The organism is Collinsella sp. TF08-11AT (genome assembly GCF_003437035.1).
Taxonomy (GTDB): Bacteria; Actinomycetota; Coriobacteriia; order Coriobacteriales; family Coriobacteriaceae; genus Collinsella.
The window spans coordinates 22722-48753 of the sequence record NZ_QSRL01000012.1 but is presented as its reverse complement, the minus strand read 5'-3'; the positions used below and the strand labels follow the sequence as shown (position 1 = coordinate 48753).

23 protein-coding genes and 1 tRNA gene are annotated in these 26032 nt (G+C 59.0%); 13 read left to right on the top strand and 11 right to left on the bottom strand.

Translation table 11 applies throughout. The features are described from left to right. Positions 1-71 precede the first annotated feature (71 nt). The 3 genes from DXC79_RS08015 to DXC79_RS08005 all read right to left on the bottom strand — a co-directional run bounded on the left by DXC79_RS08015 (position 72) and on the right by DXC79_RS08005 (position 1294). Entirely contained in the window at positions 72-437 is a 366-nt protein-coding gene (locus tag DXC79_RS08015; protein ID WP_117635799.1) for a hypothetical protein, read from the bottom strand. A 14-nt stretch (positions 438-451) separates the two neighbouring features. Continuing rightward, on the bottom strand, positions 452-961 hold the full coding sequence (locus DXC79_RS08010; protein WP_117736086.1) for a hypothetical protein: 510 nt from the start codon (positions 959-961) through the stop codon (positions 452-454). Positions 962-1218: 257 nt separating this feature from the next. Beyond that, positions 1219-1294, bottom strand: a tRNA-Thr gene (locus tag DXC79_RS08005). Positions 1295-1501: 207 nt separating this feature from the next. Between DXC79_RS08005 and DXC79_RS08000 the strand changes: the two genes are divergently transcribed. Next, positions 1502-1996: a PTS sugar transporter subunit IIB gene (locus DXC79_RS08000; protein WP_117635797.1), complete on the top strand. Its 495-nt coding sequence runs from the start codon at positions 1502-1504 to the stop codon at positions 1994-1996. Between the two features lie 68 nt (positions 1997-2064). On the opposite strand, the gene DXC79_RS07995 is transcribed toward DXC79_RS08000, so the two are convergent. Next, positions 2065-3117, bottom strand: a complete 1053-nt coding sequence (locus DXC79_RS07995; protein WP_117635796.1) for an aldose epimerase family protein — start codon at positions 3115-3117, stop codon at positions 2065-2067. A 206-nt stretch (positions 3118-3323) separates the two neighbouring features. Here DXC79_RS07995 and DXC79_RS07990 point away from each other — a divergent pair, with 206 nt between their 5' ends. Both DXC79_RS07990 and DXC79_RS07985 read left to right on the top strand, forming a co-directional pair. Further along, positions 3324-4088, top strand: coding sequence for a DeoR/GlpR family DNA-binding transcription regulator (locus DXC79_RS07990; protein ID WP_117716302.1), 765 nt, complete (start codon positions 3324-3326; stop codon positions 4086-4088). Between the two features lie 157 nt (positions 4089-4245). Next, positions 4246-5616: an ATP-binding protein gene (locus DXC79_RS07985; protein WP_117635795.1), complete on the top strand. Its 1371-nt coding sequence runs from the start codon at positions 4246-4248 to the stop codon at positions 5614-5616. Positions 5617-6016: 400 nt separating this feature from the next. Here the strand turns inward: DXC79_RS07985 and lacG are convergent, their stop codons facing one another. Both lacG and DXC79_RS07975 read right to left on the bottom strand, forming a co-directional pair. Beyond that, positions 6017-7456 (bottom strand): 6-phospho-beta-galactosidase, encoded by a 1440-nt coding sequence (gene lacG, locus DXC79_RS07980; RefSeq protein ID WP_117635794.1) that lies wholly within the window; start codon positions 7454-7456, stop codon positions 6017-6019. Between the two features lie 66 nt (positions 7457-7522). Further along, entirely contained in the window at positions 7523-9298 is a 1776-nt protein-coding gene (locus tag DXC79_RS07975) for a PTS lactose transporter subunit IIBC (protein ID WP_117635793.1), read from the bottom strand. Positions 9299-9653: 355 nt separating this feature from the next. Here DXC79_RS07975 and DXC79_RS07970 point away from each other — a divergent pair, with 355 nt between their 5' ends. The 7 genes from DXC79_RS07970 to DXC79_RS07940 all read left to right on the top strand — a co-directional run bounded on the left by DXC79_RS07970 (position 9654) and on the right by DXC79_RS07940 (position 15816). Beyond that, the gene (locus tag DXC79_RS07970) at positions 9654-10658 is read left to right on the top strand and encodes a LacI family DNA-binding transcriptional regulator (protein WP_117635792.1); all 1005 of its coding nucleotides are present in this window, start codon (positions 9654-9656) and stop codon (positions 10656-10658) included. Between the two features lie 214 nt (positions 10659-10872). Then, on the top strand, positions 10873-11211 hold the full coding sequence (locus DXC79_RS07965) for a PTS lactose/cellobiose transporter subunit IIA (protein ID WP_089572387.1): 339 nt from the start codon (positions 10873-10875) through the stop codon (positions 11209-11211). Between the two features lie 298 nt (positions 11212-11509). Further along, a complete protein-coding gene (locus tag DXC79_RS07960; RefSeq protein WP_117635791.1) occupies positions 11510-12499 on the top strand; it encodes a hypothetical protein in 990 nt (329 codons plus the stop codon). 307 nt (positions 12500-12806) lie between these two features. Further along, positions 12807-13235, top strand: coding sequence for a galactose-6-phosphate isomerase subunit LacA (lacA, locus tag DXC79_RS07955; protein ID WP_117635790.1), 429 nt, complete (start codon positions 12807-12809; stop codon positions 13233-13235). A 63-nt stretch (positions 13236-13298) separates the two neighbouring features. Next, entirely contained in the window at positions 13299-13823 is a 525-nt protein-coding gene (gene lacB / locus DXC79_RS07950) for a galactose-6-phosphate isomerase subunit LacB (RefSeq protein WP_006234831.1), read from the top strand. 119 nt (positions 13824-13942) lie between these two features. After that, a complete protein-coding gene (locus DXC79_RS07945) occupies positions 13943-14824 on the top strand; it encodes an aldose 1-epimerase family protein (protein ID WP_117635789.1) in 882 nt (293 codons plus the stop codon). Positions 14825-14880: 56 nt separating this feature from the next. After that, entirely contained in the window at positions 14881-15816 is a 936-nt protein-coding gene (locus tag DXC79_RS07940; protein ID WP_117635788.1) for a hexose kinase, read from the top strand. A 426-nt stretch (positions 15817-16242) separates the two neighbouring features. On the opposite strand, the gene DXC79_RS07935 is transcribed toward DXC79_RS07940, so the two are convergent. The 3 genes from DXC79_RS07935 to DXC79_RS07925 all read right to left on the bottom strand — a co-directional run bounded on the left by DXC79_RS07935 (position 16243) and on the right by DXC79_RS07925 (position 20446). Then, positions 16243-17301: a transposase gene (locus tag DXC79_RS07935; protein ID WP_147327490.1), complete on the bottom strand. Its 1059-nt coding sequence runs from the start codon at positions 17299-17301 to the stop codon at positions 16243-16245. A 320-nt stretch (positions 17302-17621) separates the two neighbouring features. Then, on the bottom strand, positions 17622-19250 hold the full coding sequence (locus DXC79_RS07930) for a UDP-glucose--hexose-1-phosphate uridylyltransferase (RefSeq protein WP_233503082.1): 1629 nt from the start codon (positions 19248-19250) through the stop codon (positions 17622-17624). Then, positions 19241-20446, bottom strand: a complete 1206-nt coding sequence (locus DXC79_RS07925; protein ID WP_117635786.1) for a galactokinase family protein — start codon at positions 20444-20446, stop codon at positions 19241-19243. The genes DXC79_RS07930 and DXC79_RS07925 overlap by 10 nt, the downstream gene beginning before the upstream one ends. Before the next feature lie 383 nt (positions 20447-20829). Here DXC79_RS07925 and DXC79_RS07915 point away from each other — a divergent pair, with 383 nt between their 5' ends. Further along, positions 20830-21816, top strand: coding sequence for a LacI family DNA-binding transcriptional regulator (locus tag DXC79_RS07915; protein WP_117635784.1), 987 nt, complete (start codon positions 20830-20832; stop codon positions 21814-21816). Between the two features lie 129 nt (positions 21817-21945). Further along, entirely contained in the window at positions 21946-23106 is a 1161-nt protein-coding gene (locus tag DXC79_RS07910) for an FprA family A-type flavoprotein (RefSeq protein WP_233503076.1), read from the top strand. Between the two features lie 59 nt (positions 23107-23165). Here DXC79_RS07910 and DXC79_RS07905 read toward each other — a convergent pair whose 3' ends face one another. Further along, complete coding sequence (locus DXC79_RS07905) at positions 23166-23969, bottom strand: DeoR/GlpR family DNA-binding transcription regulator (protein WP_117635782.1); 804 nt, start codon at positions 23967-23969, stop codon at positions 23166-23168. Between the two features lie 335 nt (positions 23970-24304). Between DXC79_RS07905 and DXC79_RS07900 the strand changes: the two genes are divergently transcribed. Further along, positions 24305-25162 (top strand): class II fructose-bisphosphate aldolase, encoded by an 858-nt coding sequence (locus DXC79_RS07900; protein WP_022095149.1) that lies wholly within the window; start codon positions 24305-24307, stop codon positions 25160-25162. A gap of 221 nt (positions 25163-25383) precedes the next feature. Here the strand turns inward: DXC79_RS07900 and DXC79_RS07895 are convergent, their stop codons facing one another. Beyond that, complete coding sequence (locus DXC79_RS07895; protein WP_117635781.1) at positions 25384-26007, bottom strand: HAD family hydrolase; 624 nt, start codon at positions 26005-26007, stop codon at positions 25384-25386. Positions 26008-26032 lie beyond the last annotated feature (25 nt).

Genomic DNA, 26032 nt, shown 5'->3' with positions numbered 1-26032 from the left:
CGCCAAGCGTTTTTTCCCTAGGGAAATCACGTTTGGCGGGGTTTTCGGTTTTTTGAATAGGGAAGCCTCATTTATTTGCGAAGAACATCGGCTAGCCGCAGGATTGAAATCATCGACCGATAAGTGAGTTCCACTTTTTCGCCCGCAAGCAGTCGTTTCGAGCCAATCTCATCTAGCCCCACAAGCTGAGAAAACAGCGGGCCGCTCATCGTTCCCTCGTCAATTGATTCCCTTATGGTCTTCAAAACGTCCGTATCATGAAGCGATGCCGAGCTGTAGGGGGCAACACGAGCGGAACTCTCAATTAACGACGAGACAAAAGGATGGAGATGCTTTGGACATAGTCCATCAAACACCACATCCCCATTGTCGTTCGAGCCGACCAGGCGCCAAGTATAATGATCGACCCAGTCATCTCCGTCATATATGGCGTCCATGAGCAACTTCCCGTCTAGAGAGAGAAACCTATTTGGACATCGGGGCGCAAGACCGCAATCCATATCGGGCCTGCAGCAGCTCCAACCCAACGCACCACATAGGTTCCCTTTCGTACATGTGTATCAATCTGCCCCGAAATGCCGGTGAATGCAATTCCAGACCCGTTTGTCGGATAGCAATCGACGTATTTTTGTTTTCCGCTCACAACCTTGTATAGATATATCGTTCCAGCAAAAGAGAAGGGATCGTTCGCAATTTTGTCCGGAAGAACTTGCCACCTCAAAATCCCGCTACCAATATGGTCAAGCTTGACCGTTCCGCCGTCCCCCTCAAAAGTGGCAAGGGGATTTACCCCAGACTGAGAGTCGGCATCGCCCTCCTTAGCAGTTATCAGCAGGCTGCCCGTATAAGACTGCTGAGGCTCACCTTCAGGACAGGCAGCCTCGGCCCAAGAAGGGCCACTCAGGCAGAACAGTCCGAGCAGCATCATTACCAACAAAAGAAAACCCTTAGTTCTTTTCATCTATATCGCCAATATCTCTCGACATTTGTATATTGTGACTATTTTAGATCTATATGGCCAATTTGAGCCCTCACCATGGCAATTGTTGCAGCTGGGTTTCTTTTCATTAAGATTTCACTTTGGTAAATCCCCGCCCCTAAGCATTAAACCCGAAGTCCACCGAGTGGGTCGCCGTTGACGTGGCGATGTTTGGATTGGCGCGCACGCACTCAAAATCGGCAACAAAAAAGCCGCCCGAAGGCGGCTATCTTGTGTAATGGAGCCAGCGACCGGGCTCGAACCGGTGACCCCCGCTTTACGAGAGCGGTGCTCTACCAACTGAGCTACGCTGGCGGCCATATGATGACGCAACTGAGGCGTCAACGGCTGTCTATGATACGGGACATCACACATCCGCGCAAGTGTTCTGACGGCTTTTCTCACTTTAAATGCACTAATATTAGAGGCGTGATGTCTGCAGTGCCCATTTGTTACTTGACCTGCTGTTGAGTTGGTGGTCGACGTCCCGCTCGTATGGGTCTCAAACAGAATGGGGCAGCCATGGCTCAACCCAAGATTCTTCTTACGCGTATCGATGACCGTTTCATTTACGGGCAAGACGTTGAGCTGTGGAACGAAGCCGTGGGTTCCAACCTTGTCCTAATCGTCAACGATGAGATCGCGGCGGATTCGCGCCAATGGGCACCAATGAGGGTGGCGGTGCCAGAAGGCGTTTGGACGCGGTTTTTCTCGGTGCAAAGGACCATCGACATCATTCATAGCGCAACGCCGCGTCAATGGATTCTGATTATGGTGGCCTCACCCGCTGATGCGCTCGCGCTGGTTAAGGGTGGTGTGCCAATAACCAAGATCAGCATTGGCCATATGCAGGCAGGGGAGGGAAAGCGCTCTGTAACGCCTGCCGTTGCCATAGACGATACCGACATCGCCGCCCTCGAAGAACTGCGAGAACTAGGCATAGAGCTAGAAATCCGCTTACTCCCCAGCTCCGACCCCGATCCCATCCAACTAGTCATCCAAGAACGTCCCCAATGACTAGGTAGAAAAACGCCCGTCGGCGGTGTGCCGGCGGGCGCCGCTGTGCGATATGCTGCGTTATGGGCTTAGTGTCTCATAAAGTGGTACTCGATCACATTGCTGTAGGGGTGACCTGGGCCCACAATGCCCTGCGGGAACAGCGGCTGGTGTGGTGTGTCGGGGTACATCTCGGCCTCGAGGGCAAAGCCAGCGCCCCAGCCGTAGTTGGCATCGTCCTTGGCGTGCTCGTCGCCCAGCCAGTTGCCGGTGTAGAGCTGCACGCCCGGGGCAGTGGTGTAGTAGTCCATCTCACGACCGGTCCACATCTCCTCGACGTGCATCGCGCGGCGCAGATTACGTCCGTACTGATAGCCATCGATGCACAGGCAGTGATCGTAGCCACGGGCCTGCTTGATCTGCGGGTCGTCGGCCTCCATGCCGGGTGCGACGGGGCGAAGCTCGCGAAAGTCAAACGGTGTTCCCTCGACCGGAGCAATCTCGCCGGTGGGGATGTTCTGCTCGTTAATGGGCAGGTAGTGGGCGGCGTTGGCGACAAAGAAATGTTCGCAGTCCATGCCGGCGTTATGGCCTGCAAGGTTAAAGTACGTGTGGTTGGTCATGGACACGTAGGTGGCGCGGTCGCTCTCGCAGCCATAATCGATGCGGAAGACGCCGGTGCGCGTAACGGTAAACACGGCCGTAAAGGTTCGGTTGCCGGGCAGGCCCAGCTCGCCATCCTTAAGCGAGGTGGTCATGCGCACGGCGTTATGGACCTCGTCGAGCTCAACATCCCACACACGTTTGTGCAGGCCGTGCTCAAGGTCGCTGTGCAGGTTGTTGGCGCCCTCGTTGGCGGGCATATGCCAGTCCGTGCCGTCGATGGCGATCGTGGCGCCAGCGGTGCGGTTTGCCACAGGGCCGATGGTCGCGCCAAAGCAGGCGGGGTTGTCAAAGTAATCCTCGAGCTTATCGAAGCCAAGCACCACATCGCGCACGTTGCCGGGAATGTCGGGCACATCGATACCAAGCACCGTGGCGCCATAGTCCATAATGCGAACGCAGATCTCGGGCCCGTTGAGGGTGTAACGATGAACGGGGGTACCGCACGGCGCGGTGCCGAAAAGCTCGGAAGTGATCATTTGGTTCCTAACATCGAGATATTTCGGACAAACTGTAGCGCGAACAGGCGAGATTATCACTACACCCCACTAAAGCTGGGGGTATTTTTCTCAAAAAAGTGATGATTGGAGCTGTGCGGGCGTTCATTTTTGACGCGTACGAGTCTGATACAATTTGTTCGTTACTGTTTGAATGATATGCGCGCAAAGAACGGCGAGGATTCATCGTGATTAAGGCAGAGCGACAGGATAAGGTTCGTCAGCTGCTCGAGGAGCAGGGCACGGTCTCGGTCAAAGAGATTTCGGATGCGCTGGGCGTTTCGGACATGACGATCCGCCGCGACCTCGAAGAACTTGCGAGCCTAGGCGAGATCGAGCGCGTGCACGGCGGAGCCCGCAGTGCACAGGGCCGTCCCCACGCTATGTTGCGCCATGAGTATTCGCACAGCGAAAAGCGCACTAAGCATGCCGAGGAAAAGCTGCAGATTGCGCGCCGTGCTGTGGAGCTTATCGAGGAGGGCTCGACCATCTTTTTGGGCACGGGCACCACGGTTGAGCAGATGGCCTCGATGCTGCCGACGTTTCGCCTGCGCATTGTGACCAATTCGCTTTCGGTGTTTAACCTGCTCGAGGCGCGCGAAGACTGCGAGCTGTGCCTCGTGGGCGGTATGTACCGTCGCCGCACCGCCGCTTTTGTGGGACCAACGGCCGAGGATACCCTGCGCGCGCTGGGCATCGATGCGGCGTTTATCGGCGCCAACGGCATCTTGGACGGTGACGTGTCTACGTCCAACATGGACGAGGGCCGTATCCAGCAGCTCGCTTTTAGCAAGGCAGACTCGCGCTATCTGATCGCCGACTCCAGCAAGATCGGCAAACGCGACTTCTACACCTTCTGCCGCCTGGACAGCTTGGACGCCGTGGTGTGCGAGCCGGATATTGCCGACGAGGACCGCGCCGCCATCGAGGAGCACACGCAGGTCATTTGCTAGCGAGCGTTGCCGGAGATATTGTTTGTTGTGACCATTGCAATGGTCGGTATTTTTGTAGCTATAAGCTCATTTAAAGCTCGGTATTTTTGTATTATTAGATATATCTGAAGGTCGGTATTTTTGTAAACTAGCACGTAAATTATGCTGAGGTGAGATTATGTTTAAACGGAAGGCATATGATCGTCTGCAGGAGTGGAAAGAACGCTCGCAAGGGCGCACTGCGGTGCTTATTGAGGGTGCAAGACGCGTTGGCAAAACGACGCTCGTCAAGTGCTTCGCGCAAAATGAATACAAGGATTATCTGTACATTGACTTTTCGGCTGCTAGCAAAGCCACGCTCGATATATTTCTGAACCATCGTGAAGATGTCGATCTTTTTTTACGCATGCTTCAGCTGCAGTATGGTAAGGCCCTCGAACCGAGAGAGTCGCTGGTCATTTTTGATGAAGTGCAGCGGTTTCCCATCGCGCGCGAATACATAAAGCATCTTGTAGAAGACGGCAGATTTGATTACATCGAGACAGGCTCTCTTGTCTCCATCAAAAAGAATGTCGATAGCATTGTCATACCGTCAGAGGAAGAAAGAATCCCTCTCGAGCCCCTCGATTTTGAGGAGTATCTTTGGGCGACCGGAAAAGATCTTTATGCAGAAGAGATCCGTAAAGCGCGCGAATCTCGGACCGCGCTTCCGGACGGCGTTCATGCGACGTGCATGAGATTATTTGATGAGTATATGCTTGTCGGTGGTATGCCTCAGTCGGTCGACTCCTTTGTGGCAGAGAATGATTTTAGAGGATGCGACAGGGTTAAACGGCAGATTATCGCACTGTACAGGGAGGACATTGCCAAGTTTGGAGGTTCGGACGCTAGACGTGCGCGGGCGGTTTATGACGATATTCCGGGTCAATTATCTGCGGCAAATAAACGGTTCAAATTTGACAGCTTGGAGAAGGGGTCCCGTTTTGAGACATATGAGTCGGCGTTAATCTGGCTTGAGGATGCGCGACTGATTAACCGTTGCTATTTATGCAGTGATCCGAGCGTGGGTTACCGCCTGCACGAGGACGCGTCTTCGCTTAAATGCTATATGGCGGACACGGGATTGCTCGTGAGCTTGGCGTTTGATGATGGTCCGGACCTTATGGATGTTCATAGAGACATTCAATTTGGAAGAATTTCAATTAATAAAGGAATGCTAATCGAGAACATCGTGGCGCAGCAGCTTAAGAGTCTGGGGCATTCGCTTTTTTATTACAGCTGGCAGGAGCCTTCCAAAACAGAGGGGAGTCGGCCCAGAACGCGTGAAATTGATTTTCTTGTTTCGCGCGGCTTTGAAGACGCGGCTGGAAAACCGCGGATCACTCCTGTTGAAGTTAAATCTTCCAAATCGTATTCAACAATCTCGCTTGACGATTTCGGCAGACGATTCGAACGACGAGTCGGAGAAGAGATAGTCCTTCACCCAAAACAGCTCAGGGCTGAAGGGCATAGGATATATCTACCTCTGTATATGACGATCTTTATCTGATCGACGGCATGCGGCCAAAAGGGGGCATGCGGCTGAGATTGTCAGCCCGGTCTATTTCATTTGTCTCGATCTGTAACAGTTGGGACCGAAAAACTCGGCTAGGTGTTACAGATCGAGATTGAGGGGATTGACTGGTTCGTTTGTCTAAATCTGTAACGGCTGGGAGCAAAAACGCCGGCTAAATGTTACAGATTGAGACACTTCGGTTCGGGTTCCCCGGTTCATCTCGATCTGTAACAGTTAGGACCGGAAAGCTCGGCTAGATGTTACAGATTGAGACAAACGGCTCCCGGTTCGCCCAAACACAAAGGCCGGGGGCGGCGCGCCGTGTGACGTGCCGCCCCCGGCTGAGAAATGGGGGCAGGTTGTGTGAGCGGGGCATCTCGCTCGCCGCAAGGCACTAGTCCAGGCGACGGGTTTCCGCCACGTGCTTGTACCAGTAGGCGCTCGCCTTGGGCGTGCGCTTTTGGGTCTTAAAGTCTACGTAGAAGAAGCCATAGCGCTTGTTGTAGCCGTTGGTCCAGGAGAACTGATCTTGCAGGCTCCACAGGAAGTAGCCGCCCACGTTGACGCCCACCTCCATGGCCTTAAGCAGCCAGCGCAGGTGCTGCTCGATGTAGTCGATGCGCGGCTGGTCGTCCACAAAACCGTCCTTGTAGGGGTCCTTGTAGCCCATGCCGTTCTCGGTGATGAAGATCTGCTTGTAGTTGGGGTAGCGCTGCTTAATGTAGACGAGCAGATCGAACAGACCCTCGGGATAGATAATCCAGTCCCAGTCGGTGGTGGGGATACCGGGCTTGTTCACATGCTCGCCAATACCCTTAACGCGCCAGCGACCGGTGCCCTTCTCGCCCGTACCGTTGTGGTGCAGGTCGTTCTCGCCGTCGTAAGCCTTGAGGAAGCGGCACTGGTAGTTGTTGACACCCAGGTAATCGTTGTAGAGCGCGGCCTCGCGCATGATTTCCAGATCATCGTCCAGGATCTCGATGGCGCCGCCCGAGACGGCAGCCAGGCGGTTGGCGCACTCGAGGGTGTCGGGAGCATAGTCCCCGCGGAAGGTGGCGTCGAGCAAGAACTGGTTCTGCAGCACGTGCTCGTTATTGGCGGCCTTGATGTCGGCGGGGTCGTTCTCGTTGAGCGGATACTTAAACTCCAGCGATTGAATGACGCCGATCTTGCCCCTAAAACCGCCGTTGTGGAAGGCCAGCACGGCCTTGGCGTGGGCGAGCATCATGTTGTGCTCGCACTGGAAGGCCTCGGCCAGATGAGCTTTGACGCCGCCGGGGAAGGTGCCCTCGATGTAGGTGTTGGAGGCGTCCGCCCAGATCTCGTTAAAAGTGAACCAATAGGTTACCTGGTCGGCGTACTCCTTAAAGCAGAAGGTGGCAAAGTCCACAAAGGCGTCGATGGTCTCGCGATTGAGGAAGTCGCCCTTCTCAAAGAGGGGCAGCGGCGTGTCGAAGTGATGCAGCGTGACAAACGGCTCAACGTGGTGCTTGTGGCACTCGGCAAAGAGGTTGTGGTAGAACTGCACGCCCTCGGGGTTCACCTTGCCGGTGCCCTCGGGGAAGATGCGGCTCCAGGCGATGGAGAGGCGAATACCGTTGATGCCAAACTCCTCGCACAGCTCCAGGTCCACCGGATACTGGTTGTAGAAGTCGGAGGCGGGATCGGGAGAGAAGCGACCCTGGGCTTCCAGAAAGTCGTCCCAGGCAACCTTGCCCTTACCGTGAGTGCGGGTCTCGCCCTCTACCTGGTAGGCAGCAGTGGCGCCGCCAAAGACAAAGTCCTCGGGAAACTGCGCAGGCGGGTTGGTGACGCTAGCAGGGTTAACGGACATGATGATCCAATCGTCTAAATCGAAGGGCCAGCCGGTCTTGGATGGTCGGCTGGCCCTAGGCGTTACTTACTTCGAAAGCTGCTCGGAGACGAAGGCGAGAGACTTGTCGCCGTTCTGGGAGAGCTCGATGTACTGCTTACCGCGGCAGGCGACGCACTTGTTGCCCACGCGCTCGCAATCCTTCTGCAGGTCGCCCAGGTAGCTGGCTGCCTGCGGGGCCAGGACGACCAGGTCAAAGTCGGGGAGCATGTCGACGTGGTTGCCATATGCCTCGGCAGCGGTCTCCAGATTGATGCCGCGCTCCTTGGCAGCCTTGGCCAGCGCGTTGGCGAGCAGGCCCGAGGTTCCGCCACCCTGGCAGAGCACGAGCACACGCTTGCCGTTGAGGTCGCTGGCGGTCGTTGCCTCGGCAGCGGGTGCTGTGGAAGCGGTGGGGGCGTTGGCCTTCACGGCCTCGGCTGCGGCGCCGGCGGCAACGCTCTTGGCATCGGCCTTGCCCTGGAAGGCGTCGTTGAGCTTGGCGGCCTTCTCGGCGTTCTTGGCGGCGAGCTCCTCCTGGGAGATCTCGGCCTCCTCGGCGCACTTCTGGGCGTCATAGGCACGGAAGAACGGATAGTACAGGACAAAGTCGACGACCAAGATGAGGGCGAGCATCACAAAGGCGAGCGGCTGGAAGCCCAAGCCCATGATGGTGCCGATGGGGCCGGGAACGGTCCAAGGCAGGGTGTACATAAAGCCGTTCATGCCCAAGAAGTCGATAAAGATTTTGAGGATCCAGATGTTGGCGATCGGAGCAAAGACAAACGGGACAAAGAAGACGGGGTTGAGCACGATGGGTGCGGCGAACAGCAGCGGCTCGTTGACGGCAAAGCACACGGGGACGATGGCTGCCTTACCGACGGCACGCATCTCCTGGGATTTGGCCAGGAAGCAGAACATAAAGACCAGGACGAGCGTGGCGCCGGTGCCGCCCATGCAGACGACGAAGTACTGGGCACCCTGGGTCAGGACAGCGGAAGCGTGCTGACCAGCCTGGAACGCAGCTAGGTTGTCGGTCATGTTGGCAACGAGGGCGGCGGCGATGGCGGGCTCGACGATCGAGGGGCCGTGGACGCCGACGAACCAGAACAGGCTCATAGCGCCGTAGATCACAGCGAGGCCGATGTAGCCGTCGGCAGCGGTGAACAGGGGCTGGAACACTTGGATGACGCCCTGGGCAAAGCAGAAGCCAAAGGCAGCGCGGAAGACGATGTCAAAGACCCAAAAGACGGTGATGCAGACGGAGAAGGGGATGATGTCCTTAAAGGTCTGCGAGATGTTGGGCGGAACCTGCTCGGGCATCTTGACGGTGATGTTGCGCTTAATGAAGAACTTGTAGATGATGCCGGTCACAAACGCAGCGATGAAGGCGGTCAGCAGGCCCTTGGAACCAAGGTAGGTGGTGTTGAAGCCGCTGGCGGCGTCCGTGGCGATCGTGTCGCTCGAAAGGAGCAGGAAGCCGATGATGGCCGCGCACATGCACGAGATAAAGTTGATCTGGTTATTCTTGGGCAGGTCGCGGTTCTGCGCGTCGGCGAAGTGCTTGGCCGTGGTGGCGGCACAGGCGATGGCCAGGATGCCCATGGAGTAGTTGTAGCACTTCCACAGGGCGTTGTTGATGTCATCGGGCCAGTAGAAACCCCAGATGTTGGGGACCGAGGCTACCAGACAGAAGATGGACGAGAAGATGATGATGGGGATGACGGAGATAAAGCCGTCGCGGATCGCCTTGAGGTACTTGTTGCGGGCGATCGCGTTGAAAAAGGGCTGGCCCTTTTCGATGATGGCGATGAGTTGCTCCATACAATGCTCCTAAGAGTCGGTGGGTTAGCAACGATGGTAGCTCTTGGCGTTCGGTTGCCAAAATGTTGACGTTGCCATTTTGCGACACAAAAAAAGACGCGAACCGGTGGTTCCTGTGCCTGCGAACCATCGATTCCTTACGCGTGAACGTTTGAGCCGCCCGGTGGCCCTGTGTTTGCGCAATGGCAACGTTAACATTTGGACGACAAAAGCCGTCCGGGGAAGCGGGATTGTCGGTGAACGGTAGGTTTTGGGTGGTAAGCGTATTGCGGGGAGGCGTTGGATATACTTGGAGGCGTTCATTTTGTCTGTTGGGATGTCCGCGATGGCATCGTTGACATAGAAAGATCGACCTATGGCCGCTGTTAAAAAATCGGTTTCCGTTAAGGACGTGGCGCGTCTCGCGGGCGTCTCGGAGCAGACGGTCTCGCGCACCGTGCACGATTCGCCCAGCGTGCGTCCCGAGACCAAGGAGCGCGTGCGTGCCGCCATGCGCGAGCTGGGGTATCGTCCAAACTTTGCCGGCCGTTCGCTGCGTCGCGGCAAGTTCAAGACCGTCGGCGTCGCCATGTTCAACATTACCGGCACCGGCAATCTCGACCGCATGGAGGGCTTTGCCGCCGCCGCCGACAAGCACGGCTATGCCATCACCCTTACTAAAGTAGATGGACATCCCTATACCCTCGAGAGCGCATCGTCGCGCATGAGCGCACTGCCGGTGGACGGCATGGTCGTGATCATGAACCGCATGCCGGCGGACTTTGGCACCTTTGAGCCGCTGCCCGGCATGCAGACGGTGCTCGTTACCATGCTGGAGCACCCGCTCTGTTCAACGGTCGATAACGACCAGTTCGATTGCTCGCGCCAGGTGGTCGAGTACTTGTTGGAGCAGGGGCACAGGACCGTGCACTTTATCTCGTGCCCCGAGCGCTCGCTTTCGGGCATGCAACGCGAGGAGGGCTGGCGTGAGACATTGCGCGCGCATGGTATTGAGCCGCCGCGACTCGTCCGTGGCGATTGGACGGCACGGAGCGGGTATGCTGCCGGTCAGGCTCTGGCGGACGATCCGACCTGTACGGCCATTTATGCTTCCAACGATGCCATGGCCTACGGCTGCATTCGCGGGCTCGAGTCGTGCGGAAGGCGCGTGCCCGAGGACGTAAGCGTGGTGGGTGTTGACGATAGTTTGGGCGATATCGTGCCCGATCGTCGCCTGACTACGGTGCGCTTTGACAACAAGCGCGTCGGCATGTGGGCGGTCGACAAGATTGCCGGCGCCGAGGGCGCTGCACCCGGTGTGGAGCACATGCTGTTTCCGGGTGTGCTCGTCGAGGGCGATACGGTGCGCTATGTACGCTAGGGTGCGGACCTGTTTGGGTTGCCGCTAATTGTGTTCGAGAATGTTCAGATTGGTTTAAAAACCGTTCACGGGCGAAAAGCAACCGTTCATAGCTCGAAATTACGTTTTGCGCTGTTCTTTTTTGTTTGAATGTTAATGTTCCTGCCATACACAGCGCAGCGCGTATGCCCGGACGCGATGCTCTCCGTTGGTTCATATGTGAAAGGAACGCAATATGGCAACCAAAGAAGAAATCTCGATGGTTGGATTCGAGATTGTCGCATACGCGGGCGACGCCCAGACCGATCTGCTTGCAGCGCTCGATGCTGCTCGCGAGGGTGATTTTGAGAAGGCCGAGCAGCTGCACAAGGATGCCAGCGATGCACTTATCGGCGCCCATGACACGCAGACCAAGCTGCTTTCGCAGGAGGCCGGCGGCGGCGAGATGGAGATGACCTTCATCATGGCTCACGCTCAGGACACTCTCATGACCACCATGATCCTGGAGAAGCAGACCCGCTTTACCATCGATGCCTATAAGCGCATCGCCGCACTCGAGGCTAAGCTCGCCTAACGAGCTCTCACAACCAAGTCCCCTTCCAAAAGCTCTGCCGCTACCCGCGGCAGGGCTTTTTCTGCACTCCTCCAAGTTGCGGTGAAATAGGGACTGAATAGGGACCGGCGGGCGCAAAACAATCCCTATTCCACCGCAACTCATCCCGAAATAGTCATTGGGGACAGTCTTGGTGCCCGTTCGTCTTGCCGTTCGGTTTTTCGCTGGGTGGGTATACTTCCTTTCACATTAAACGCCGGACTGAGGAGGTATCCAAATGCCGGATAACGGGTCAATACAAAAAAGAGACGCGCACGAGATGGCTCATGGGCGTCCTGTCCAGATAACCGAGCACACGACGGTAACCGAGCTGCAGCCCAGCCTGTCCGATGTCGTGTGCGCAAATAAAAAGCTGCAGATTGGCTTTATCGTTGCGCTCGTGGTGCTGGCGTTGCTGTCGGGATTTGTCGCACGCCCACATTTTGCCGATACCAAGACTTGGGACTCCACCATCGAGGTTATCGATCAAAAGAAGGGCAACGTTTTGGCGCTCACGACCTCGTGCGTTGCCCTGTCTGCGGGCATCACGGCGCTGCCGGGTGATACGGGAACGCCGGTTGCCGAGCAGCTCGCACAGCTTTCAGGCAACCTCGGTATCGTGCTTGCCGTGCTATACCTAGAGAAATACTTGCTCACGATTTTGTGGTCGGTTGGCTTGGGCATCTTAATCCCGTTTGCGTTGGTACTCTTTGCGGTCTCGCTTGGCATTCACGGACGCTGGAGCACGAGTGCCGTCCTGCGCCGCGTGGCGACCCGCGTGCTGGTAGTCGCCATGATCGGCATGGCGCTTGTGCCCGCAAGCGTATGGGTGTCGCAGAAGGTCGATGAAACGTATCGCGTAAGTATTGAGCAAGCTGAGCAAAAGGCAGCGGACGCTGCGGAAAAGACCGATACCACGGACAAGTCAGGCGAGACCAGCTCAAAATCGAACAAGAAAAAGTCCGAGGCCACGGAGTCCAAAAACGTACTCGAGCAGTTGACTGACGGGGCCTCCAGCCTGGTCACGTCGGTAACCAGTAGTGCCAAGCAGATGACCGACGAGATCGTGCGGCAGGTGACCGATCTGATCGAAGGCGTCATCGTGATGATCGTGACCTCGTGTGTGATTCCTCTACTGGTGCTCGTGGCGTTCCTATGGCTAGGACACGTGCTGCTGGGGATCGATATCTCTGGCCCGGCGAACTATTTGACGGGCCGTTTTCTGAGCGCTCCGTCCAAACATGCCAAGAAGAGCGGGCAGTCTGAGTAGGCGACAACGCGATCTTTGGAAGATCAACCGTGAGAAGGGCGGCCGAGACACGTTCTCGGTCGCCCTTTTGTTTGTTGAACACGTGGGCGCTACATCCGCGCCGGGCTCAAACGGTCAGCAATCATCCGTGAATGGTGTTTGTTCAAAAAAGAACAAAGATAAACAAATTATTGTTGCAGTCGGTGTTCGAATGTGTTCAAATAAACATGAACAGTGAAGAACCGCACATTCAGATGCCCGGACCTGAGCGCGATTCAACACTTCCAAACAGAAACTACGCACCTGCGTATCTCTCAAGGAGGATGTCATGAGGGTTGTAATCGCTTCCGATGCCGACGGTATGTCGATGAAGGAGTCCATCAAGGAGATGCTCATCGCCGACGGTCACGAGGTCGTCGACTATTCCGAGATCCCTGCCGCGGACTTTGTCGATTCCGCGACCGCCGTTGCCAAGGACCTGCTGGAGCACAAGGATTCCCAGGGCTTCGCATTCGATAAGTACGGCGTCGGATCCTATATGGCCGCCGTCAAGATCAAGGGCATGGTCGTCGCCAACATTTCCGACGAGCGTTCCGCTTACATGACCCGCGAGCACAACGGCTCGCGCATGGTCACCATGGGCCCGGGCGTTGTGGGCACCGAGGTCGCCAAGAAGATCGCCCGCGAGTTCCTGCGCGCCCAGTACGCCGGCGGCCGTCACCAGATCCGTGTCGACATGCTCAACAAGATGGCCTAACGAGAGCCACCGAGAACTCGAACTTCTACCTCAACTTGTGAATTCAGACGAAAGGACGTTCTGATGAAGAAGACCATCGCAATCGGTTGCGACCATATCGTTACGGACGAGAAGATCTATCTGGCCGACCGCCTGGAGCAGGCTGGCTACAAGGTGCTCGACTGCGGCACCTACAGCCACACCCGTACGCACTATCCCATCTACGGCAAGGCCGTGGGCGAGGCCGTTGCCAGCGGCAAGGCCGACTTTGGCGTGGCCCTGTGCGGCACCGGCATCGGCATCACCAACGCCGTCAACAAGGTTCCCGGCGCCCGCTGCGCCCTGGTTCGCGACATGACCTCCGCCCTGTATGCCCGTCGCGAGCTCAACGCCAACATCGTGGGCTTTGGCGGCAAGATTACCGGCGAGTTCCTGATGGCCGATATCATGCTTGCCTTCCTGGAGGAGCCCTACGAGAAGACCCCCGAGCACGATGCCCTGATCGCCAAGATCGACGCCTGCAACAAGGCCGACGCCGAGGCTCAGGCCGACCCGCACTTCTTTGACGAGTTCCTCGAGAAGTGGGACCGCGGCGAATACCATGACTAGCGGGTATCCGGCGTAATTTACTAGTCCGTTGACGGCTCGCGTTTCTGTGAGGGGGCGCGGGTCGGTTTTCTATCAGCCCTATTGACTTGGCGGGCTGTCGTAAGAAAGGGAAGGCTCCTATGGAGTTTGTTCTTGATAACGGTTTGATTCGTGTGGCGTTGACCACGGCGGGCGGGTCGTTCACTTCTATTGCGGCCAACGGCCGTGAGTACCTGTGGCAGGGTGACCCGGCGGTCTGGTCGGGCCAGGCGCCCATTTGTTTCCCGATCTGCGGTGGCCTTCGTGACGGTCGCGCGATGACTATGGGCGGCCGCGAGGTCAAGCTTGCCCGCCACGGCTTTGCCCGCAAGCAGGAGTGGAAGCTCGAGGAGCAGGGCGACAACATGGTTGCGCTGAGCCTAAGCTCTGCCGACCATGCCGAACTGCTCGAGCAGTATCCGTATCCGTTTAAGATCGTCGCGCGCTACACGATCGATGCGGCTAAGGTGGCCGTGTCGTACGAGGTGACCAATGAGGGCACCGAGGATATGCCATTCTTTGTGGGTGGCCACCCCGGCTTTAAGTGCCCGCTCGACGAGGGCGAGTCCTATGACGACTATGAGCTTCGTTTTGATCAGCGTGAGGCCGCCGAGCTCTGTACCGCCGTTCCCTCGACGGGCCTGATTGATGTCGAGCATCGCAGCAAAAACCCGATGGTCGGCCACGACCTGCCGCTGACCCACGAACTCTTCGACTTCGCGGAGACCATCTTTGACGTGCTCGACAGCCGCGTGGTTACGCTGACCAAGAAAACCGAGGACAAGGGCGTGCGCCTGACGTTCCCCGATATGCCGTGCCTGATTGTGTGGAGCAAGCCCGAGGGCGACTTTGTGGCCGTGGAACCGTGGGGCGGCCTGTCCACCTGCTCCGACGAGGACGATATTCTGGAGCACAAGCGTGGCTGCCTGGTTGCCAAGCCGGGGGAGACCGTCACCCGCGGATTTGAGATCGAGATTCTTTAAAGAGCTATCGTATGTTTGGGGTCGCACACGTCGTGCCCCGGAAACAGGAGTTCAATATGATTCTGACCGTTACCATGAACCCGTCGATCGATACGCGCTATCAGCTCGACAAGCTGATCATCGACGACGTGAACCGCGTGACGCCTGAAAAGACCGCTGGCGGCAAGGGCCTCAACGTGAGCCGTGTGCTGCTGCAGTTGGGCGACGATGTGCTCGCGACCGGCCTGCTCGGCGGCCACATGGGTGCCTATATGGCCGAGCTTATGGATGCCGACGGCGTCAAGAACGACTTTGTGCCCATCGCCGGCGAGACGCGCATTTGCCTGAATATCCTGCACGAGGGCAATCAGACTGAGCTGCTGGAGAGCGGCCCGCAGATTGCACCCGCCGAGCTCGAGGCCTTTACGGCAAAGTTCGCCGAGCTTGCAGCGAAGGCGGATGTTGTGACGCTTTCGGGTTCGCTGCCGCGTGGCGTCGATGCCGGCTACTATGCCGAGCTCGTCAAGATTGCCGAGGAGGCGGGCGCCAAGGTGCTGCTCGACACTTCGGGTGCATCGCTGGAGGCCGCGCTGGAGTCCGACGCTAAGCCCGAGCTCGTAAAGCCCAACCTGACCGAGATTAACGGCCTGCTGGGTACGTCCTTTACGACCGACGATGTCGATGCCCTGCGCGAGGCGCTTGCCTCCGATGGCCGCTTTGCCGGTATTCCCTGGGTTGTCGTTTCGATGGGGGCTGCCGGTTCGGTGGGCTTCCATGAGGGCCGCGCGTTCCGCGCCAAGACGCCCGCGATTGCGGCTGTGAACGCGACGGGTTCCGGCGACTCGACCATCGCCGGCTTTGCGCATGCCATTGCTGCTGGTGCCGACGATGTCACGGTGCTCAAGACCGCCAATACCTGCGGCAAGCTCAACGCCATGGATCCCAAGACCGGCCACCTGGTCATGGACCGCTGGGATGAAATCTTCAACAACGTTGAGGTAACTGAGCTTTAAGGTTACGCGGGTTTACCAACCCGCGTAACGGCTCGACGCTGCGCGGGCCGCATTTGGACAATCTGACGTTCAACTTCAAGGGCGCGACCAGAAGGTCAGCGCCCTTTCGTTTCGCGTCACCTTGTCTCAAATGCGGCCCGCTCGCTCATATGACCCAATCCACTGTCAAGGGCCACAATGGCCCCGCCGACCGCTTGCAATCGGTCGGCGGGGCCTGCCGTTAAACCCGTCCCGGTCCGCCCCCGGCATGTCATCGACGCCTTCGGCTCAGTCTCATATCCGCGGATACCGCTCCGGCGGCCCGCAATCCTCTCCTTCGGCGGGGTTCCCCTAGTCTGTCTTCGCGCATGCGGCGGCCGCCGCGCGCACAGCGAGAACGGGGGTGTCCCCGAAGGCTGCCCGGCTCGCCGGGACGGGGGCTTATGTCTATTCCGCGCCCTCCCGGCACATCGTGCCGAGGGCCCACAGCCACCTCACGAGCTCGGCCGCGGTGGCCGCGTTCGCCTTCGCCTGCGGCATCCCGCGGGCGATCATCTCCTCGCGGCGGCGCAGGAGCCTCTCGGACCCCTTCCTCCCGTGCATCCTTATCTCGAGGGGCACGCCGGAGCCCTTGGGCATCAGCTTCGGCTGGTGGCCGGCCTGGGCATAGCACCAGGACCCCTCGACAGCCAGCTTCCTGACGAGCGCGTTGCCGGCCCCGCTGATTCCGCCGAGGCGCACGGAGTCCGCGCTCGACCTCTGCTTCGGGGCGAGGCCGAAGTAGGCCGTCACCTGCCTGCCGGAGCGGAACCTCGAGAAGTCGCCGACCTCGGACGCGAAGGCGGCGGCGAGCGCGAACCCGCACCCCTTGATCGACTGGAGCGCCTCGGCCTCGGCCGAGAGGGGGCCCGCCGCGACGGCGGCCCTGTATTCGGCGAGGAGGGCCTCCCTCGTCTCGTCGGCCGCCTCGACCTCGTTCCTCAGCGCCGCAAGCGCCCGGATGCCTCCGTCGTCGGCGGGGTGTATGCCGTCGAGCCACCTGAGGAAGCCGTACGTCCAGTACTTCCGGGGGTTGCCGGCCGGCGTCGTGCCGCCGTAGACATAGCCGCGGCGGGCTAGGAACGCCAGGAGCCGCTGCTTCGCCGCCGCGAGCCTCGCGGTCGCCGCGTCGTGGGCGGCGGCGAGGTCCCTGAGCCCCTCGATCTCGGGGGACGGCACCCATACCGGGGTGACGTCGTGCGACAGTATCGCCTTGGCCATCCTGGCCGCGACGACGCAGTCGACGCCGAGCCCGGAGAGCTCCCTTTGCGGGGCGAAGCCGAGGTAGCCGCTCTCGTAGGCGGCGAGCGACGGGCCGGGGAAGCCCGACATCCACTCCGCGACCTCGCCCCAGGGGTTGCCGCGGAACCTCCTCGTCACGGCCTCGCCCGTCTCCGCGTCGAGCGCGCAGACGGTGGTGGACCTGAGGTGTACGTCCATTCCGAAGGCGGTAGAATATCTAGGCACGGGAGCCTCCCAACCTCGTTGCGGCGCGGCTGCGCCTCTGGCACTTCAACAACATTGTCGCAGCCCCGACCCGCGGTCACGAGCGGGGGCTCCTGTCGTTTCCGTGCCCCTGGATTGGGTCATAGTGTCTGTCGTTGCCAAACATCGGCGTCGCCGTGGTTGTCACTTGGGGTAGTCATTGGGGACGTTCTTTAATGACTGGTCGTTTAAGAACGTCCCCAATGGCTACACTCAAAACCGGCGCCCGCCGGCGATGTTGCCGGCGGGCGCCGTTGTCTTGAAGACGAAATGATCCGTTTTCCTCCGTCTCCAAGGGATCATTACAGCGAGTCGATAAAGCGCTGCTGGGCGGCGCGTCCGTCCTCGTCCCACTTAAAGACGCCGACGTTGTCGAGCACGTGGCTAAACACCACGCCGACCTCCTCATGCAGGATGTCGATGGCGTTATCCGCCGTAAGCTCGTCAGCACGGCGGGCGTAGACGTCCTCCGCCCATGCGGCGTGACTGCGGCAAAGGTCGTCGCTCTCGAGAGCGCCGGCAAGATCATAGCTGGCATCGGCCTTGGCCGCCAGCAGGTGCTCGCGGACAGCGCCGAGCTCGGGAACCAAGCGCGGCGGCAGAATGGCCAGGCCCATGACCTCGATCAGGCCGATGTTCTCCTTTTTAATATGGTGGTACTCGGCATGCGGATGGAACACGCCCAGCGGATGCTCGTCGGTCGTGATGTTGCAACGAAGCGCCAGGTAGGCCTCGTAGATCTCGCCGCCAGCATTGCCGCGGGAGTCGACGCGGCGGATGACGGGCGTCACGGTGTTGTGCGCCACGCCATCGGCTGTGCGTGCGATGACGCCCACCGACTCATCGGTCCACTCGCGCCAGGCGAGGATAATCTTCTCGGCAGCGTCGAGCAGCTGGGCGCGGTCGTGCGAGCGCAGGCGCAGCACCGAGAGCGGCCACTGCAGCACGGTGCCGCTGACCTGGTCAAATCCGGGCACGCTAAACTGCGAGACCTCGGCGGCATGCATCATGGGGAACTCGTGCGCGCCACCCTGGAAGTGGTCGTGCGACAAGATTGAGCCGCCTACGATGGGCAGGTCGGCGTTGGAGCCGATAAAGTAGTGCGGGAACAGGTCCACAAAATCGAGCAGGCACGTCAGGCCCTTGCGGTCAACGTGCATCGGGCGATGCTCGGAGCTCATGGCAATGCAGTGCTCGTTAAAGTACGCGTACGGGCTGTACTGGAAGCCCCAGCGCTCGTCGTCGAGCTGGATGGGGATAACGCGCAGATTTTGGCGAGCGGGGTGAGCGCCGCCGTCGGCTGCGGCGGAGCGTCCGGGATAGCCCTCGTTTTCGATGCAGAGCTGGCAGGCGGGATACTTCTCGCCCGTGTTCTTTGCGGCACCAGCCGCGGCGATATCGCGTGGGTCCTTCTCAGGCTTGGAGAGGTTGATGGTGATCTCAAGATCGCCCCAGTTGGTGGGGGTGCTCCATTTGATGTTGCGCGCGATGGCGGCACGGCGCACGTAGCCGGCGTCGCAGCACAGGCCGTAGAACCAGTCGGTTGCGGCGCGGGGCTCGTTGACGCCCATACGTCCGTTGAACTCCTCGTTTACAACCGAAGGCCTCGGCATGAGCGCACCCATGATGCGCATGGCGATGCGGTCGCGGCCTGACGCCGTGTTCTCGGCGGCACCGTTGGTAACGGCGGCCTCGGAAAGCGCGGCAAGCGTGCCCTCCAGGTCAAAGTCGGGGAGTGTATCGGGGTGCAAGAGCGAAATCTTCTCGGTCTTGAGTGCCCAAGCCATGTCGAGTGCGGGGCCCGTGGCGCCGATGCACTCCAGAATGGTGTTGTATGCCCAGATGCGATCGTCCTGGCCGATCATCGATCGATGAATGGCGTACTCGATCAGGTTCTGCGCGGCTTCGCGCACGTCAGTCATTACAGCCATGCCGCGTAAGCCCCCTTGTCAGAGATGGCGTAGTGACGGGCAGAGCCCTCGCCCAGCCAGCCGTTCATCTTGGCAATGAAGGTGTCGACCAGATCGAGCGGCACGAAGGCCTGGATGGTGCCACCAAAGCCGCCACCGTGAATGCGAACGGCGCCGCGGCCGTCGAGCACGTGCTCGGCCAGCGCCAGGGCATACATGGAAGGCTGCTCGGAACCCAGCTTGGCAACAACATTCTGCAGGTACATGGCAGAGCTGGCGCCGGACTCGCGCGTCAGGACCAGGAACTGGTCAATGTCGCCAGCGTTCAGGGCTGCCCAGCGCTTGTCGACCAGGCCGTTCTCGTACCAGTAGTGAACGGCGCGCAGGCAAGCGCGGTCGCCCAGCTTGGCGCGCAGCTCGGGGAGCTTGGCGTCAAAGTCGGCAACGTTGACCTCGCACAGGCGTGCCTTGCCAAACTCGGCGGCGACGTCCTGCATCTCGCGCGGAACGGCGGCGTAGTCGTCGGTAGCCGCCACATGGTCGGCGCCAACCTTAACGAGCACGAGCGCATAGCCGTGATCCTCAAAGTTGAGCTCGAGCTTCTGGGTCTTAGGCTGAGCCTGATCCTCAAAGTCCATGTAGGCGAGGCCGCCCAGGCACACAGCGGCCTGGTCCATCAGACCGCAGGGCTTGCCGTAGTAGTTGTTCTCGGTGCGCTGGCTCATCTGCGCAAGCGCGACGGGCTCAATGGCGGGCGCGCCCCAGAGTGTCTCCATGGCGCGGCCGTATGCGGCCTCAACGGCAGCGGAGCTGGAAAGGCCGCCGCCCGAGGGAACGGAGCAGGTGAAGGCGAAGTCGAAGCCCTGGGGCTCAACACCAAGCGCTGCGACCTCGTGGGCCATACCACGCACGAGGCTTGCGGACGTGCCCTTCTCGGACTCTTGAATATCCAGCGTGTCAAGCGTGATCTCAAACGTAGGATAGCCCTCGTCGGCGACGCGAATCTTGTTGGTCTCGGTCGCCACGGCAATGCCGTCAACGGCGACATCGAGCGAGCCGGCGATAACGTGGCCGCCCTCGTGGTCGGTGTGGTTGCCGCTGATCTCGGAGCGGCCGGGCGCGTGCACATAGAGCACCTGGCGATCGCCGATGGGGCCAAACTCCTCCTCGAACAGCTTGGTGAGTGTGGCGAGTGTCTTTTCGTCGGGGGTGGTCATGGGAGTCCTTTCCTTGGCACCGGACAGATGGGCCCGTGTCGTTTTGAGTACGTTAACAATTTTGAGCACCACAAACGAAGCGTTCATGGCGCTGCACGTTAAAGGCAATGTTAACGTACTCATAACACAACGTGTATCTATTTTTGAGAATCTGGTAATCGGTAGATTTTCAGCCGCGAACGGTGCAGCTGTATGGACTTATAGAGCAGAAGAGATGCAGATAGAAAAAGTAGAGTACGTTAACATGCGTCCGACGATAGCGGGCCTCGGCGCGGGGTGCATTTCTGCCCGGGCCGGCATGCACGCTATTCAGATCTCGCAAGGGTGAAGGTGATCCTGTGGCAAGGCGCCCGTCCAACGATACAGGTACGCGTCCGGTCTCCATGGCCGACGTCGCCCGCGCTGCTGGCGTTTCGCAGCAGACGGTTTCGCGCGTCGCCAACGGCTTGCCCAACGTTAACGAGCAGACGCGCCAGCGCGTGCAGGCCGCTATGCAAGAGCTCGGCTTTCGTCCGAGTTATGCCGGTCGCTCACTGCGCGATGGCCGTTACCATTCGGTCGGCCTGTGCATCAACGATGTCACCAAGTTTGGCAACCTTTCAATGATCGACGGCATCGCCAGCGCTGCTCGCGAGCGTAATTGCGCCATCACGCTGGTCGAGATGTCCAAGACCGAGGAGTTCTCGCTTGCCGAGGCAACGCGTCGTATGGCTGCATTGCCGGTGGACGGCATCATCATCGGCATGAGTCGCATGGCGCCCGATTTTGAGACGTTTGATCCACTGCCGGGCATTGGCACAGTTATCGTTACCATGTACGCGCATCCGCGCGTGACCACAGTCGATTCCGACCATTACGGCTGCTCGCTGTTGCTTATGGACCATCTGTTTGAGCTGGGGCACGAGCAGATTCGCTATATTGGCGGCCCGTCGTTCTCGGTCGACGAGCAATTTCGTCGCGCCGGTTGGCAGGATGCGCTCGAGCGTAAACACATCGAGCCGGCAGAGCCGCTCGAGGGCGACTGGTCTGCTAACAGCGGTTACGAGGCCGCTCGGTACTTGGCTGAGCACGACCGCACCATGACGGCGATTTACGCGGCAAACGACCAGATGGCAAACGGCGCTATTGCGGCGCTGCGCGATAGCGGCCTGCGCGTGCCCGGGGACGTGAGCGTGGTGGGCGTCGACGATTCGCTCGATGATTTTGTCGCACACAACGAGCTCACGACCGTGCGATTCGATCTACATCAGCGCGGACGCGAGGTATTCGAGCATGCGGTCCCCGAGGCGGGTACGGCGGCCAAAACTGTTGCCATTCGTATTCCCGGACAACTCATCATTCGACATAGCACGGCGATACCGCGCGCATAGTTTGTGCTGATAAACGGCGTTTTATCGCATTTCAATAACAATCGGTAAGGATGTCGGTAGATAGCTGTTGGGATGTAGCCGAGTGCTATGATAGACGGGCTCTTTTGTCTATCTAGGAGGCTTTGCCTGATGGAGATCACCAAGGATATCCGCTACGTTGGCGTCGACGATCACGACATTGACCTGTTCGAGGGCCAGTACGATGTGTCCGAGAACGGTATGGCATACAACAGCTACGTTATCTTGGGCGAGAAGATTGCCGTCGCCGATTCGGTCGATGGCGGCTTTGTCGATGAGTGGCTTGGTAACCTCGAATCCGTGCTCAACGGCCGCACGCCCGACTACCTGGTCATTCACCATATGGAGCCCGATCACTCCGCCGGCATCGCCGCCTTTATGGAGCGCTATCCCCAAGCGCAGATTGTGGCCAGCATGGGCGCTTTCCGCATGATGGTCAACTACTTTGGCACCGACTTCCCCGAGCGTAAGATGGTCGTCAAAGAGGGCGACGTGCTCGATTTGGGCAGTCATAGCCTAACGTTTGTCGGCGCTCCCAACGTGCACTGGCCCGAGGTGCTGTTCTCTTACGAGGCCACCGACAAGGTGCTCTTTAGTGCCGACGGCTTTGGCAAGTTTGGCGCCAACGACATCGAGGATCCCGAGGGTTGGGCCTGCGAGGCGCGCCGTTACTACTTTGGCATCGTCGGCAAGTTCGGCAAGTTCGTGCAGGCCGTGCTCAAGAAGGCCGCCGACCTGGACATCCAGATTATCTGCCCGCTCCACGGCCCCGTGCTGACCGAGAACCTGGGCTACTACCTCGACACCTACAACACCTGGTCGAGCTATCAGCCCGAGGACGAGGGCATCACCATTGCCTATGCGAGCGTCTACGGCCATCTGAAGGCCGCCGTCGAGGAGCTCGCCGCAGCGCTCGAGGCTCGCGGCCAGAAGGTCTCCGTCTTTGACCTGGCTCGCGACGATATGGCCGAGGCCGTTGAGGATGCGTTCCGCTACGACCGCCTGGTACTCGCCTCCATCACCTATCAGGGCGAGATCTTCCCGTTTATGAGCACCTTCATCCACACGCTTGCCGAGCACGCCTATCAGAACCGTACGGTGGCGCTCGTTGAGGCCGGCTCCTGGGCGCCCACCGCTGCCAAGGTTATGACCAAGGAGCTCGAGGGCATGAAGGACATCACCCTGGCGCAGAACAAGGTGACCGTGCTGGGCTCGCTCAACGACGCCTCGCGCGCTCAGATCGAGGCCCTCGCCGACGAGCTTTCCAAGTAGCGACACATTCACTTCTGATGCTCAACCACCACAAAGGAGACCTTTGTGGTGGTTTTTGTTTAAGCGCCGGCGATGAGGAGATTTGGGCGGGCGTTGTCGACGATCTCGGCGATTGAGGTGGCGACGGCGCCATCGGGATCACGGTCCATCACGATGGTGTCGACATCGGTCAGCTCGGCAAAGCGGTACATGCCGCGTCCGTTAACCTTGCTGGCGTCCATAAGGGCGACGCTTTGACGGGCGGCACCGACCATAGCCGCTTTGGTCTCGGCCATCTGCGGAAAGTCGGTCGTAAAGCCGCAGCCGGGAACAAAAGCTCCAGGGCACATGACGGCAAGATCGGCGTGGACCATTTGGAGCGCCTGCATAGTGAGCGGTCCGTACAGATAACGATGGCCTTTGCGCAGCGCCCCGCCCGGCATGACGACATCGACTGAGGGCATGCTCTCGTCGATGTAATCGGCAATGGTAATGTCGGCCGTGATGACGGTGATACCGTCGCGCTGATCGAGGAGCCGGACGAACTCGAGCGCCGTGGTGCCCGAGTCGACGAGCAACGTGTCGCCGTCACTGACGAGTTCGATGGCGCTTTGCGCGATGGCCTGCTTGGCGGCGACGTTGACATTGATGCGGCGATCCTGCGTGGAGACGGTTAGGCGTTTGTGGAGCGACACAGCGCCGCCATGTGTGCGGCGCAGCTTGCCGGACTCCGCGAGGGCGTCCAGGTCGGCACGGGCGGTGACGGAGGACACGCCAAAGGTTTGGGCGATGTCTGCCACCTGAACGGAGGCGTTATGCTCGAGCATTTCCATGATGGCGGCGCGGCGCTCATCGGCGAAAGCCCGGGTTGTTGCGTGGGCCATAGCTGCTCCATCCTCAACCTAAATTTGCAGGAATTGTGTTGAGTCCATTTTCGTTCATTTTCTTTTTAAGTAAGAAAACGCCTTTCGATTACTTACTTTTTCTATAAAAGAAAGACGCTGAACGCCCAAAATTCAATATCGAACACGCCCACTCAGCTCCAATTCCTTCCGTTTACTTTTCAAAAACGACTGTATTGACCTGCATGGGCTCAATATCTCGCACGTGCAGAGCCGCTGAATTTCATACAATGAGCGAAGCAAAACGCAAGGTAAAACGCCTTGCGGACACGTACGCCCGATGTCCAGATGCGGGCGAGGGAGAGGAGCAAACGCTCATGGCACTTGTTACCACCGAAAAGATGCTCAAGGACGCTCAGGCCGGCCACTACGCCGTTGGCGCTTTCAACGTCGAGAACCTCGAGTTTGTTATGGCCGTTCTGGCTGCCGCCGAGGAGACCAAGTCCCCCGTCATCATGCAGACCACCCCGGGCACCATCAAGACCGCTGGCCTGGATTACTTCTACGGCATGGTCAAGGCTGCTGCCGAGCGCGCTTCCGTGCCCGTCGCTCTGCACCTCGACCACGGCGATGGCTATGACCGCTGCATGCAGGCTTTCCGCACTGGCTACACCTCCGTCATGATCGACGGTTCGCACGAGTCCTTCGAGGACAACATCGCCCTGACCAAGTCGGTCGCCGACGCTGGCCGCGCCATGGGTGTGCCCGTCGAGGCCGAGCTCGGCAAGGTTGGCGGCAAGGAGGACGACGGTCCCGCGGTTGAGGGCGAGAGCCCCTACACCGATCCGGCCGAGGCCAAGGAGTTCGTCGAGCGCACCGGCTGCACCTCGCTGGCCATTGGCGTTGGCACCAGCCACGGCGTGTACACGAGCGATCCTCACATCGAGCAGTCCGTGGTCAAGGCCATCCGCGACGCCGTCGACGTGCCGCTGGTTCTGCACGGTACCTCCGGTGTGCCCGATGAGCAGGTTGCCGAGGCCGTGAAGAACGGCATCTGCAAGGTTAACTACGCCACCGAGCTGCGTCAGGCCTACACCAAGGGCTTCATGGCCTACATGGCCGAGAACCCCGCCTGCTTCGATCCCAAGAAGCCGGCCAAGGAGGGTATGCGTGAGATCACTGAGCTGGTTAAGATCCGCATGACCAACCTCAACTCTGTGGGCAAAGCAGAGTAACAGCAAGGGTACTCCGACTCAAAATAGATCCCGGGGAGGGACGAGGGCTTAGTTCCCCAATCGTCCTCGGGCATGCAAAAAGCCTCGCTGCGCACTTCGTGCGGCGAGGCTTTTTGCCCCCTGCGGAAAGATTGGGGAACTAAGCCCTCGTCCCTCCCAGGTTGACCTACTCGAGGTCGTCGCCCTTGTGGCGTTGGGGCTGAAAGGGTGGGGCGCGGGGGTTACTTGGTTGTTAGGGTTAGCAGGTCGTTGGGGGTTTTGAGGTTGTAGGTGGCGTTTGGGATGTCTTGGTGTGATCCCCATGCTGCTCTGGCAAAACTGACCCCTGCTGAAGTTGCGCATTGTTCGTCGTAGACGGTGTCGCCAACGTAGACGACGTTGCCAGGATTCGCGCCCGTACGTCGGAGATATTCGAGCATGGGTGCGGGCGAAGGCTTGTGCTCGGTTGTGTCTTCGACAAGGATGATGTGTTCAAAAAACTTATCGAAGCCAAGGGGTGCAATTTCGTCTGTGTATTCGTCGCGCGCACGTGAGGAGACGATGCCAAGTTTGCAGCCGTTGTTGGCGAGTGTTGCGATGACTTCAAGCAAGCCTGGAAACACGCTGATGGTGCTTTTAAAACTGGCAGCAACTTGGCACCAGCGATTCAACGTTGCCTGCGAGTAGATTCCAAGTTTCTCAAGGGCATCCTTGCCGGGTATGCCGGGGGCAAATTCAAGCTCGTGTCGGGGGAGCGTTTTGCCGGTCTCTTCTTGGACAATCTGGACAAGCGATGATAGAACGCTTTCTTCTGTATCTGCCAATGTCCCATCAACGTCAAATACGATATGGTCAAAGTGCTTCATATGATTGCTCCTCTCTGTTGTTTGC